This is a genomic window from Cylindrospermopsis raciborskii Cr2010 (assembly GCF_003367075.2).
In the GTDB taxonomy this organism is placed as follows: Bacteria; Cyanobacteriota; Cyanobacteriia; order Cyanobacteriales; family Nostocaceae; genus Raphidiopsis; species Raphidiopsis raciborskii.
Genome location: NZ_CP065936.1, coordinates 3,327,052 through 3,339,904, shown reverse-complemented (window position 1 = coordinate 3,339,904; position 12,853 = coordinate 3,327,052). Strand labels below are relative to the sequence as shown.

Genomic DNA, 12,853 nt, shown 5'->3' with positions numbered 1-12,853 from the left:
ATAATCATATCCTAAAGACCCACTAATTCTCCTGGGGGAAATCATCCCAAAGACTAGTAATCTCTCGCAAACTTTGATGATTGCCATTACCCAATATCAGATGGTCTAATATGGGAATATTTAACAGCTGTGCGCCTGATAGCAATTGTCTGGTCAAGTCTATATCTGCTTGGCTAGGCTCTAAATTACCCGAAGGATGATTATGGGCAATGATCATACGTGTTGCACCGTGTCGAATTACCTCTCGAAAAATGTCCCGGGGAGACGCTAAGGTTTCAGTTGCAGTACCAATGGTAATTATTTTCGTTCCTAAAAACCGATTTTTCACGTCTAATAGTAAAACTGCAAATTTTTCTTGACTTTGCCACATTAAGTCTTGACTCAGGGTAGCCGCAGCTGCTATGGGACTGTCAATAATCGCTCCCTCCGCAGGACGAGATAGAAAAACTCTTTTTCCTAGTTCCACCGCAGCTAGAATCGATGTGGCCTTTGCAGATCCCACACCGTGAATTTCAGTCAACTGAGCAGGGGTAGCATCCCGCAAAGCAGCTAGGGGATCCCCTTGATCTTTTCCCAGTTCTTGTAGTATGTGTTGACCCAAACCTACGGCGGATAGTTTACCAGGACCTTGTCCTGTTCCTAGTAGAATGGCAATCAGTTCCGCAGTAGCTAAAACCTTCGCCCCATGGGTAATTAGTCTTTCCCTCGGACGCTCATTTTCTGGTAGGTCACTTATTCTCAGACAATAGGTCATATCAGTGATTGTACGGTTGTGTGACAAAAACTTAGGGCTATTTTACAACCTACTAACCCAAAATATCCATCGTCAGATTTTCTAGGGCTAATCAATCAAATTTGCATCTCCTCTACTTGGATTATACGTAATAGTATGGACAAGACTTAATTTACAACGTCTTGATACACTATTTCTTGAAACTGGATGATATCTTTTTGCGGGTCTGCAAGAGCTACCTTGACTAATACCCTTTCACCTAATTTTACAGAGCGCTTAAACATCATTGGTAGTTGTAAACCTAGATCCTCAAATAAAATCAATGCCAGATTACTATCTTCCCTTAACCACATCAAAACTATCACCTCCCATACTTGTTCTAGATGACGACGTAGGTATTCTAAGGCGTAGTATCTGTTGGTTTGCCGTTCTACCATGGTTAATTCTTGGGTGGTATTGCTCACAGTCATCATCACCTCTCTGATTTGTTCAGCAGAAAAAGGTGGTTCTTCACCCCTTAAATGGGCTTTGAGTTGAAAGTGGGTGAGTAAGTCGCTGTAACGACGAATAGGGGAAGTAGCCTGAGTATAAGTGTCTAGTCCTAAACCTGCATGACGTAGGGGGGTTGTGCTCATCTCGCTTTTTGGCATACATCGACGTAGAGCGCAAAATCTCACAAACCCTGGAGGGAGTTGCAGTAATTCCTCTTCCGGTGGTAGTTCCGGTTGGGGTTGACCACGAAAGGGTAGGGGAATATTATGGCTTTTAGCATAACGTGCTGCTACTTCTCCCGCTAAAATCATCATTTCCGCCACTAATTGTCGAGATGGGGACTCATCCAATATGTCTATGCTGATCTCATCATTTTTGACTTTGATCATCGCTTCTGGCATAGTAATACTGATTGCTCCCTGGTTGTTCCTCCAGGTTTTCCTTTTCTGTGCTAAACCGGCGATCGCTTGAATTTCTGGTTCTGCTTGCACTGCCAAATCTAGCATTTCATCTACATCTTCGTAGGTCAGGCGATAGGTAGGTTTAATTAAGCAGGGATGAATACTATACTCTGCAACCCCACCACTATCATCTAGAATTACGCTGAAGCTGAGGGAACAACAAAGCCTTCCCTGTATCAGACTCATGGGACCTGTGGCCAACACTTCTGGAAACATGGGGATCATTCCTGTGGGTAGGTAAACCGTACTACCCCGTCTCCTGGCCTCTAGATCTAGCTCGTCTTCTGGTATTAACCACCGGGTGGGATCAGCAATATGTATCCAGACCCGTTGTCTTCCATCCTCCAGCAATTCACAACTTAAACCATCATCTATTTCTGTAGTGCTTTCATCATCAATAGTGTAGACTTTAAGATGCTTGAGGTCTAACCGGTTAACATCTAAATCCGCTGGTGGGGAATCCAAAATTTCTTGCGCCACTTCTAATATTTTGCTAGGGAACTGAATGGGAATTGAGGAACGACGCAGGAATAGGTTTTCATGGGGACTCCACCACCCTAGGTCGACCAGTAATTGCAAAGCTGCTGGGGGAGTTGCAGAACGTCCCAGCATATTCATAGTTTCTAATACGGAACCTGGAGGTGGATAGTTACGCACCAAAGATTCCGAATTTACCCCCATACGTATAATATCGGCTACTAAAGTAGCATATTTTTCCAGGGCATCTAAACGTTGACGGTCAGACTTTTGCCATTCTACTGTGTCACCTTTGAGTGCCCGTTCTACTCGGAGTAAAAATTCCTGTTGTCCTTGAGCTTTTTGGGTTTCTACTTCTATCTGGTGTTTTCTTTCTGCTACCTGGGAAGCACTACGCGGTTCATAAACTTCTCCCTTTTGCTTGAAAAATAGTTTGTCATCCGATAGTAAGCAATGGGCGGCATAACACTGGTATGGTAAGGTCTCAGAAAACAGTAGATTTGCCATTTGACTGGGGGTGACACTTTCTCCCTCAGCTACCAACAATTCCCAGGCTACCTCTAGACTAGATGGATCTAAGTACGGTTCAACCTGCTCCAAAAACCTGGGAATCTGTGTTGACTTATAACCCTCTCCGTTACTAATGATATAGGTTATTTGTCGGGGTGCCAGGCTGTGGGATTGACCCCTTTCATCCACCACAAACCAACGAGTCTTACCGTCTGGACGATCTACCACTCCCAGTCGGCGATCGCCTTGAACCCTAAATTCAACCAGCGTCCCCTTCTCCACAACCTTCTTACTTTCTAGTAATTTTAAATTTTATATCTTAACACTCGATTAGGCAATTTGACTGGACTAACAGCTGCCGCTTGTTTGTTTGTGGATAAAGCTATCTAAACTTATATAACTTAGTATAACTTGACCATATTACGTTCTAACGGCTTATAAACATCTGACTAGAGGCTTGACCTTGAACTTTTAGTTAGAAACTTGCTACCTAAGTAGTCTTACGATTGCTTACCATCCGCTTAAGGTCTTGCCCACGCCTCATGCCAACTATTTATATACTATACACTGGTTCACTCAAAATAACAAGCCTGTTTCCCAGGAAAGGCCCTCCTAGAAGCACGGCTTGTATTCTCAGCGCGGTAAAATCACCCAACAGCTTTACCCTTCGGCATTGATAAATGGCAACAGGGCTAGAATGCGGGCTCGTTTAATCGCCAAAGTTAATTGCCGTTGTTGCTGAGATGTCAACCCAGTAATCCTTCTTGGTAGGATCTTACCACGTTCTGTCATGAATTTACGCAGTAACTCAACATCTTTATAGTCTATGGGTTCTCCTGGTTTAATAGGTGACAGACGACGACGATAATAGCTCATTTTTTACTTAATTTCCTTGTGAACAGTATGCTTATTACAATGGGGGCAGAACTTTTTCAGCTCTAACCGACTGGTGGTGTTCCGACGATTCTTGGTGCTAGTATAGCGAGAAACGCCTGGAGAACGCTTGTCTGGATTTGTTCGACACTCGGTGCATTCTAGTGTCACTATTATGCGGGCACCTTTGCTCTTAGCCATAATTTTACAAACAGTAAAGCCGGGAGGAATTTAACACAAATAACTATCTTCTCACATATAGCCGCATTTTTTCAACTACTCGCTCAACTTTTTCCACAAATAGCCACAATGCTTAACTAATGCCTTTTTAAATATTAATTCCTTGGTGTTCATTAGTCAAGATACAATAGCTAAAGCGAATTTATTCTATTCAATTTGTATTTAATATATTTAAATGTGATCCACACCAGGTTTGTGGAAAATTTTTGAAGAGTTACTCAACTTTGGAAAAAATATATGTTACAGTCGGGAAATTACAATGGGTCTCCAGACTGGTCAGCTTAACAAGACCAAAGAAAATTATTGATTACTTTATTTATTTATCTATGCCATCCATTCGCCAATTACACCAACAGCTAGTCAGTAAAGAACGTTCCGCTATTGAAATTGTCCAAGACTACCTGGAACGGATTCACCTTTTAGAACCAAAGCTACACAGTTTTTTGAATATTACTGCGGAACATGCTTTAGCACAAGCTGGTAATGTAGATGGTAAGATTGCTTCAGGGGAAGAAATTAGCATTTTGGCGGGCATACCTATTGGTGTGAAAGATAACCTATGTACCAAAGGTATTGTCACCACCTGCGGGTCAAAAATTCTGGAAGGGTTTATCCCCCCTTATGAGTCAACGGTAACTCAAAAGTTAAATCAGATGGGAGCAGTGACAGTAGGAAAGACTAATTTGGATGAGTTTGCCATGGGGAGTTCTACGGAAAATTCCGCCTATCAAACCACTGCTAACCCTTGGGATATATCCACAGTTCCCGGTGGTTCCTCCGGAGGTTCAGCAGCAGCAGTAGCAGCAGCAGAATGTGTGGTATCCCTGGGTTCGGACACGGGAGGATCAATCCGTCAACCAGCTTCTTTTTGCGGTGTGGTAGGGATGAAACCTACTTATGGACTGGTTTCTCGCTACGGATTGGTTGCTTATGCTTCTTCTTTGGATCAAATAGGTCCTTTTGGTAGAACCGTGGAAGATGCAGCAATTTTGTTAAATGCGATCGCCGGTTATGATCCTCATGACTCCACCAGTTTAAAAGTGGAAATTCCCGATTACACTGCCAATTTAACCCCGGATTTAAAAGAGAAAAAACTCAAAGTGGGGGTAATTAGGGAAACCTTTGGTGAGGGTCTAGATGAGGAGGTTTCCTCAGCAGTCAACCAGGCGATCGCCCAATTAAGAGATTTAGGGGTAGAAATCCAGGAAATCTCCTGTCCTCGTTTCCGCTATGGGGTTCCCAGTTACTACATCATTGCTCCGTCAGAAGCATCAGCCAACCTTGCTCGTTATGATGGTGTGAAATATGGGATTCGCGCCCAGGATCCGGATAATTTGTTATCCATGTATAACCGCACCCGTGCCATAGGATTTGGACCAGAAGTTAAACGACGAATTATGATTGGTACTTATGCTTTAAGTGCAGGCTATTATGATGCTTATTACTTAAAAGCCCAAAAGGTTCGTACTTTGATAAAGGAAGATTTTGAACAGGCATTTACTAAAGTTGATGTTCTACTAACCCCCACAGCACCAACCACAGCATTTAAAGCTGGGGAAAAAATAACAGACCCTTTAAGTATGTATCTCAATGACCTAATGACTATTCCTGTTAATCTAGCTGGATTGCCTGCAATTAGCGTGCCCTGTGGTTTTGATAGCAAGGGTTTACCAATTGGAATGCAATTAATTGGGAAGGTGCTAAGGGAGGATCAACTTTTTCAGGTAGCCTACGCCTATGAGCAGTCAAATAACTGGCATTTAAAAACTGCCATGATATCCGAATAATTACAGTCATTTTATCGGGAGTCTTAATTGACCTAAGTAGGGAGGCACAATTATTTGTAGGACGGGTTGGCGATGGCGGGTGTTGGGTTTCACACTTCAACCCAACCTACGTTCATCTTATATTTAATTCCACCCACTTACTTAACTTAAGACCCTAGGGATAAAAATCCTGATGTGACCATTAATCCCAGAATAAACAGTATAAAAGTAATGTTCTCACAAAAAAAACTAAGAGATTCAAATCATGACTACCGCATCTGCTTACTCCCTAAATGTTCCCGGGCATCCCACTGAGCCAATCAGTAAGGAAGAATTGCGATCGCTGCTTAAAGAGGTAGAATCCCAGCTGTATCATAGCCATGCTTACCGTGCGGTTGTGGATAAAGCACAGAAACTATTTGACATATCTCATGAACAGCTCACTAATTTTAATAAGTTAATACAAGCTATTAGTAGAGAAGCGATCGCGCTAACTTTTGAGCGATTTGTCACCAAACAATCCGCTACTAGCACGGACAGTAGCAAAAATGATTCTACTGATAGTAATGATATAAAAGAACTCAGCAATCAAACGGTTAAGATATCTGAACAAGTTTTGGAAAATAGATCACAGCCAAATGATCCGAGTCCAAAACCAAAAAGCGAGCAAAAACCAGACAGGGTGAAAGGCGAAAACAAACCGGATCCACAAAAAACATTCAAAAAGTGGCCATGGCAAAATCAAAAACTTTCCAAAAGTCAACTAGTTGCAAAAAAAGCGGAGGAAGAGAGATTAGAAGCCTTACGTCAAATAGGTGCACAACTGAAAAAAGCTAGGGAATCTCAAGGGTTAACCCTACATAAACTAACTATGTATACTTATATATCACCAAATCAGATGGCAGCAGTGGAAAATGGGGAGGTGGAAAAATTGCCCGAAGATGTGTTAATTCGGGGCTTCATTAGAATTATGGGTAATGCTTTGGGATTGAATGGAGCTAATTTGGCTAATTCTTTGCCCATAAGCGACAATTGTAAATCAATTCTACCATCTTGGTATAAAAATAAAAAGCCTTCTCGATCATTGAACATGGAACTTAGTTCGACTCACTTATATTTGGGGTATACAGCTCTTGTAGCTAGTGCTCTAGGTGGGTTATCCATGATGTACGAACAGGCAAATAATCAAGGGATCAAAAATTTCCAATCAATTAATCCTTCCTTGTCATCATCATGTGGGTCAGGTGAAAAAGCCACAAATGTTAATCATCAAAGTCCCATACAGCATGGTAAAATAGGAAGTTGTTTCGGTCCTCAAATTTCCCCACCCGAGGCGCTATAGAAACTACCAGGAACAGTTGAAAGCCATCTTCATGAACAGCGACACCCAACTAAGTCTATTTAACGAATCAGTCCTTGACCAAAAGGGGCTGATTCCCACTGATGCCAAAATTCCCGTTCCCGTGGGAACCTATGTAAATGTGAACGAGTTAACACTCCACTGTGAAAATTGTCATCGGTGTGGACTGGGTAAAAATCGCACTCATGCAGTGGTAGGAAGGGGAAACCCACAAGCTAAAATCATGATTATTGGCGAAGCACCAGGACAACATGAAGATGAAACTGGCTTGCCATTTGTGGGTAAATCTGGACAGTTGTTAGATAAAATCCTGGCATCCGTGAATTTGACCACAGAGCAGGATGTGTATATATGCAACATTGTCAAATGTCGTCCACCGGAAAACCGAGTTCCTACTTCAGAGGAAAGTGATGCTTGTAGACCGTACCTATTAGAACAAATCCGCCTGATTGATCCAAAAATCATTTTATTAACAGGTGCTACTGCTGTAAAAGGGGTTACAGGTAGCAAGCTGCCAATTACGAAAATTCGCGGGCAGTGGTTAGAATGGGAAGGACGCTTATGTATGCCCATTTTTCATCCTTCCTATCTATTACGTAACCCTTCTAAAGAGCAAGGGTCCCCCAAGTGGTTAATGTGGCAAGACATACAACAAATCAGAAACAGATATGATCAAATATCAAGCAGATAACAAAGTCTCTACCAGTTGAACCAAACGTTTCCCAGCGCCACTTTTACCCCTAGTTATTAGCAATTGGTGTTTCATTTGAGCCAATTTGAGAGGATTTTCTAACAGGTCTAAAACCATTTCTCCCACCGCGTGAGGTGCCAAGTTACCAACCAATTCCGGGACAATTTCTCGCCCCGCCCAAATATTAGGCCAGGCCAGTAAACCCTTATTTCGGAGGAACCACCAATTAATCAATTTTGCCAAACTGGAACCCACAACGGGTAAATTTGCCAGCAGTCCCGGTAGACCATCCCAAGAGCGCATAGCATCTAATTGTTGGGTAGGTAATAACACAATCATTGGTACACCTAAAGCTCCCAGTTCAGCAGTGTTTGCTCCCACCGTAGTTAAACAAATAGCACAGGAAGATAACAAGTGATAAGCGGGGTTTTCTTGAGTCAATTCTACCATTAACCCCTCAGAAGTTTCTAGATAATTATCCTTTAAGTATGCACCTTGAAAACCAAAGGATTGGGCAAACTTGTTTTTTTGAGGATTGGCAAAACTGGCCAAGGTCAGTAAATCTAGAGTCGGTGCTACGGGTATAAAAAACTTGGTATGGGGTCTTTTAGCATAAATATATTCGGCTATAGCTAATTCTAGGGGCACACCCTGAGTCAACTTAGCAGGTTTGGATCCGGGCAAAAGTCCAACCAAGGGGGTTCCAGTATCTAAACTAGGGGACTTTGAAGTTACATAATCCTTATTAGCAGCTTCTAACATCAAGTCGCCCACAACATGAAACTTATGAATATGCTTGGGTGAAACATTTTTCATCACCTGGGAGTTCATAACTGCAAAACAGTCAATTAGACCATGCCATCTAGCTTCCCATTCCGCATAAACTAGGGTTTTGTATCCCAACCTTCTGCCAACAATTACAGAGAAAACCTGATCTCCCCCCAGAAATATCACCACACCTTTTTTACGCCAATCCCAATTTTCCGCAGTTTTGCCCGTGAATACAAACTCCCAGAAGTGTTCAGGAGCTTGAACCCTATTCACCTGTGGATAGGACTTAGCGATCCTAGCTTCCTTACCAGTAGCATGGGGACAGGGTGATAAAATCACAGAAATTCTCACCTGAGAAATATCATTGCCCAATTGTTCTCTGAGAGCTATGACCACAGGACGTACCCAAGTTGTTACTTCTCCTGGTCCATTAGAAAGAATTAGAATATCAGTCATATCTTTAGTTCTGGTAGTTCAATTCATACTCTTCCTGGGAAACCAATCATCTAAAATGGCATAAACAACTGGTACAACAACTAGACTGAGAATAGTAGAAGTAACCAAACCTCCAGCGATCGCAATTGCCATGGGGGATCGTAACTCAGAACCTGCGCCAAAGCCCAAAGCAATAGGTAACATTCCCAAAATGGTGGAAAAAGTAGTAATCATAATTGGTCTAAGTCTGACAGGTGCTGCTTGCAAAATAGCTTGTGTGCGTTTCATTCCAGCTCGGCGTAGTTGGTTGATATAATCTACCAACAAAATTGCATTTTTATTTGCCTGTCCTAGCAAAAACACAAATCCGATTAGAGAGATCATACCAAAATCACTCTTAGTGAATAATAAGGCCAACATAGCTCCTACTAATGCCAAAGGTAAGGAAGCACCAATAACCAGAGGATCTACCCAACTTTTGAACAATAAAACCAAGACCAGAATAATACACAAAGCTGATAAGAGTAAGGTTGACACAAAACTACCCACCACCTCATTTTGTCTAGCAGAGTCTCCTCCTAAATCTAGAGTTACACCAGCAGGTAAAAGAGATTTGGCTTCCGTCACAATTCTATCAGTAGCATCACCAAGAGTTAAATTGCCACCCAGATTAGCACTGATATAGACCACTCGCTGCTGATTAAGTCGTTCGATTTGCAAAACTTGGTTCCTTGGATTGCCATCTCCCGTCACCGTCACATCAGCAAATCCGGGTAGGTTAATAATACGTTCTTTAATCTTTTTAGATACTGAACTTAAAGTTGCTAAATCGTTGCCGCGCAGGGCCACTTGTAATGGCTTATCTCCTCCAGTATCTACAAATTGAATATCTTCCACACTAGTATTTACACCAGGAATTTTAGGTAAAGTTTGTCGTAATTGATCCTGTAGTTGGGCAGTTTTCAGCTGGCGGTCTTTTTTTAATTTCACATAAAGATTGCCCTTATTGGGCTCACCTCCACGGGAACCAACTGTAGTAAATACTGTTTCTACATCTGGGTATTTTCTCACAACTGCTTCCAGTTTTTTTGCCACTGTTAGGGAATCTTGAAGCGGATTAGGGAGGGCAATTAGGGGTTCGGTAGGATCCTGAGCAGTTCTTAACTGCTGTAATGCTGACAAATCAGGGATTTTTGGTAGTGGTGCAGTATAGCTAATATTAAACTCACCTCGGTCTAACTTGGGTATAAAACCTTTGGGAATAAACGGGATAATAGCAAGACCGGCCACAAAACTCAGTATAGCCAATAGGATGACAATTTTTCGGTGATTGAGAGACCAGTACAGTAAATTGGCATAGGATTGGTTAACATAGTCCCCCACATTCGTCAAACTTGATAATAAATCCTGTTTTTTACCTCTCATTGGTCCCAGGGAGTAACTTTTTTTAGGCGGTTTAAGCCAGTAAATGGATAATACCGGTGAGAGAGTACGCGCTACCAATGTAGAAGCAATATAAGCTGCAGAAACAGTAATTCCGAACGGTTTGAAAAATTGTCCAACCACACCCCCCATTAAACCAATGGGTAAGAAAACAGCTATAGCTGTAGCAGTTGCTGCTACTACTGTTAGACCGATTTCATCAGTAGCTGAGTGTGCCGCTTCTTTTGAACTTTGACCATTTTGAATATGACGTAGTATGTTTTCTACATCAATAATAGCATCATCAATTACACTACCAATGATTAAAGCTAAAGCTAACAAGGTAATTGTTTCTAAGTTAAAGCCAAAATAGGCCATCACAATCAATGTAGCTAGTAAAGATATGGGAATTGCTAAAGCAGAAATTAAAGTAGCTCGCCAACTCCATAAAAAGGGAAAAATGACCACAACTGCTAGGATGATAGCTTCTATTAACGCATTTATAGTTGATTGGGTAGCTTCGCGAATATAGTCTGCTTGAGTAGCTGCTAGAGTGAATGTGACATTTTTCAGACTAGAGCGTAGCTTGTTGACTTCTTGTTCCACTTTATCTACTACTTCTAAGGTATTGGCGTCTCCACGTTTTACCACCTGAAATGCTAATACATCTTTGCCATTAAATCTGATTAAATTTCCATTGTCTGAAATTAAGCTGCTAGTGTTCGGTAAAGCGGATTTTGGTGCAGCGCCCAATAGTGAGACCTTGAGTACCCCCGCTAGGTTTTCAATTGTCGGTACAATTTTTGTTTTTGCCAATTGATGCAAGTCATCTAAGTTTTGAGATTCATCTTCAATGGTATAACTTACTACCGAAGACTCATTTAGATTCAAGGGAATAATTTTATAACTTGCTCCTGCTGGTAGTTTTACGCCCTTGAGTACACTTGTAGTTTTTTGAGTAGAACCTTCTAAATTTGTGCCAACTGCAAATAAAAGGCTAATAGCACTTTGTCCTGGATATGTAGAAGAACGAATATTATCAATTCCTGGTATAGATTTTAAACTTGTTTCTATTGGTTTAGTTAACTTTTCTTCTGTTTCCATAGCTGAAGTGATTGGTGCTTGAGCATTTACCACAACCACAGGGAAATTAATATCTGGGAAAAGTGCGTATTTTAGGGAACTGAAAGCTAACAGACCTGCTGCTGTTACCCCAATCCAGAAGCATACCGTCAGCCATGAAAATTTAATCGCCCACCTGGAGATATTAAAAATCTCCCGTGGGGATTTTGAGTGGTTATTTTTTACCATTAGGAGTTATGTAGCTAGGACAATTATCTAGCTATATTACATTAAACCACCGATCATTCGTTCAAAATTTATCTTAACCCGCGAGAATACCCCAGATTTATCGGGGAGTCATGCACGCTCACCCCACCTACCCAGATTGTTAAGGTCTGAGTGGTTTGGTTAGACATTAATGAGCGGTAGGATTCTGAGACCTTCTATAGCTTTATCAATTAGGTCTAACCCCTGTTGTACAGTTTCTATAGTGCTTAACTTCCCTCGTAAGTCTGCTGCTCCCATAAAATCTTTCGCATACCAGGTAAGATGTTTACGAGCTTGACGTACCCCGCGATCGCCCTTATATTCCCACAAAGCATACAAATGTTCTCTAGCACATTCTAGGCGTTGAGTGGGAGTAGGGGGAGGTAATAATTCCCCAGTTTTTAAAAAATGATCCACCTCACCTACTAGAAAGGGGTATCCCAAAGTTCCACGGGAGCACATTACACCATCTGCTCCAGTTTCTGCCAAACATTTAACAGCAGCAGCAACAGAAAAAATATCCCCATTAGCAATCACTGGAATAGAAAGTATTTGTTTAACCTTAGCTATCCATTCCCAACGAGCATTACCATTATAACCCTGGGCACGAGTTCTACCATGGACAGTAATCATTTTTGCCCCCGCATCTTCCATCCGTTTGGCAAAATCTAGAATAGTAATTTCTTTATCACTCCAGCCAATACGAGTTTTCACCGTAACCGGGACATTTACCGCTTTGACCACTTCCCTCACAATAGCTTCTGCTACCTCTGGTTGTCGTAATAAAGATGACCCGCCACCATTTTTAGTGATTTTATTCACCGGACAGCCCATATTAATATCCACAGTGTCTGCACCCTCTGCTACTGCTTTCACTGCTGCTTCTGCTAAAAAATCAGGACGACAATCAAATAACTGAATACTAATAGGGCGCTCATTAGGGTCCACCTCCATGATTTTGGGTAGTTGTTTAACATAATGTAAACCCGTAGCATTAACCATTTCAGTGTACATCATGGAATCCGGCGCATAGCGACGCACCAAGCGACGAAACACTAAATCCGTCACCCCAGACAAGGGGGACTGTAGAACCCGGCTTTTAACCTCAAAGGAGCCGATTTTTAAAGGTTGAGAAAGGCGAGATTTTAGATCAGGGGAAAGCATGGGAGGGATAGAAAATGGGAAGAGCGCATTCGTTAATCCTACAGGGTATCTTACTCCACTATATCAAAACCGCAAGCGATCGCTCTTTTTCCGGAATCATGTACAGGCGATCGCATTTCTCCTAAACTT

The 12,853-nt window shown here is 41.9% G+C and carries 10 protein-coding genes; 3 read left to right on the top strand and 7 right to left on the bottom strand.

The genetic code is table 11. From position 1 onward, the window contains the following. Positions 1-22: 22 nt before the first annotated feature. From radC to rpmG, 4 genes are all read right to left on the bottom strand, one after another. Positions 23-754, bottom strand: a complete 732-nt coding sequence (gene radC, locus C6N34_RS15120) for a RadC family protein (protein WP_006278307.1) — start codon at positions 752-754, stop codon at positions 23-25. Positions 755-900: 146 nt separating this feature from the next. After that, positions 901-2,955: a ribonuclease catalytic domain-containing protein gene (locus C6N34_RS15115; RefSeq protein WP_057178996.1), complete on the bottom strand. Its 2,055-nt coding sequence runs from the start codon at positions 2,953-2,955 to the stop codon at positions 901-903. 378 nt (positions 2,956-3,333) lie between these two features. Beyond that, positions 3,334-3,549 (bottom strand): 30S ribosomal protein S18, encoded by a 216-nt coding sequence (gene rpsR, locus C6N34_RS15110; RefSeq protein WP_057178995.1) that lies wholly within the window; start codon positions 3,547-3,549, stop codon positions 3,334-3,336. Between the two features lie 3 nt (positions 3,550-3,552). Continuing rightward, positions 3,553-3,747: a 50S ribosomal protein L33 gene (gene rpmG, locus C6N34_RS15105; protein WP_071985094.1), complete on the bottom strand. Its 195-nt coding sequence runs from the start codon at positions 3,745-3,747 to the stop codon at positions 3,553-3,555. A 365-nt stretch (positions 3,748-4,112) separates the two neighbouring features. Between rpmG and gatA the strand changes: the two genes are divergently transcribed. From gatA to C6N34_RS15090, 3 genes are all read left to right on the top strand, one after another. Continuing rightward, on the top strand, positions 4,113-5,573 hold the full coding sequence (gatA, locus tag C6N34_RS15100; RefSeq protein ID WP_057178994.1) for an Asp-tRNA(Asn)/Glu-tRNA(Gln) amidotransferase subunit GatA: 1,461 nt from the start codon (positions 4,113-4,115) through the stop codon (positions 5,571-5,573). A gap of 244 nt (positions 5,574-5,817) precedes the next feature. After that, on the top strand, positions 5,818-6,894 hold the full coding sequence (locus C6N34_RS15095; RefSeq protein ID WP_057178993.1) for a helix-turn-helix domain-containing protein: 1,077 nt from the start codon (positions 5,818-5,820) through the stop codon (positions 6,892-6,894). 31 nt (positions 6,895-6,925) lie between these two features. Continuing rightward, entirely contained in the window at positions 6,926-7,603 is a 678-nt protein-coding gene (locus C6N34_RS15090; protein WP_057178992.1) for a uracil-DNA glycosylase, read from the top strand. On the opposite strand, the gene C6N34_RS15085 is transcribed toward C6N34_RS15090, so the two are convergent. From C6N34_RS15085 to dusB, 3 genes are all read right to left on the bottom strand, one after another. After that, on the bottom strand, positions 7,592-8,830 hold the full coding sequence (locus tag C6N34_RS15085; protein WP_115538143.1) for a glycosyltransferase family protein: 1,239 nt from the start codon (positions 8,828-8,830) through the stop codon (positions 7,592-7,594). The genes C6N34_RS15090 and C6N34_RS15085 overlap by 12 nt on opposite strands. Positions 8,831-8,848: 18 nt before the next feature. Continuing rightward, positions 8,849-11,542, bottom strand: a complete 2,694-nt coding sequence (locus tag C6N34_RS15080) for an efflux RND transporter permease subunit (protein ID WP_115538142.1) — start codon at positions 11,540-11,542, stop codon at positions 8,849-8,851. A gap of 159 nt (positions 11,543-11,701) precedes the next feature. Then, positions 11,702-12,724 carry a tRNA dihydrouridine synthase DusB gene (gene dusB / locus C6N34_RS15075; protein ID WP_006278315.1) on the bottom strand — a complete coding sequence of 341 codons (1,023 nt, stop codon included), beginning with the start codon at positions 12,722-12,724 and terminating at the stop codon, positions 11,702-11,704. Positions 12,725-12,853: the final 129 nt, after the last annotated feature.

Excerpts from the sequence above, each read along its gene's own strand:
- C6N34_RS15080 (WP_115538142.1), bottom strand. The coding sequence starts at position 11,542 with ATGGTAAAAAATAACCACTCAAAATCCCCACGGGAGATTTTTAATATC.
- gatA (WP_057178994.1), top strand. The coding sequence starts at position 4,113 with ATGCCATCCATTCGCCAATTACACCAACAGCTAGTCAGTAAAGAACGT.
- C6N34_RS15085 (WP_115538143.1), bottom strand. The coding sequence starts at position 8,830 with ATGACTGATATTCTAATTCTTTCTAATGGACCAGGAGAAGTAACAACT.
- C6N34_RS15090 (WP_057178992.1), top strand. The coding sequence starts at position 6,926 with ATGAACAGCGACACCCAACTAAGTCTATTTAACGAATCAGTCCTTGAC.
- C6N34_RS15095 (WP_057178993.1), top strand. The coding sequence starts at position 5,818 with ATGACTACCGCATCTGCTTACTCCCTAAATGTTCCCGGGCATCCCACT.
- radC (WP_006278307.1), bottom strand. The coding sequence starts at position 754 with ATGACCTATTGTCTGAGAATAAGTGACCTACCAGAAAATGAGCGTCCG.
- rpsR (WP_057178995.1), bottom strand. The coding sequence starts at position 3,549 with ATGAGCTATTATCGTCGTCGTCTGTCACCTATTAAACCAGGAGAACCC.
- rpmG (WP_071985094.1), bottom strand. The coding sequence starts at position 3,747 with ATGGCTAAGAGCAAAGGTGCCCGCATAATAGTGACACTAGAATGCACC.
- dusB (WP_006278315.1), bottom strand. The coding sequence starts at position 12,724 with ATGCTTTCCCCTGATCTAAAATCTCGCCTTTCTCAACCTTTAAAAATC.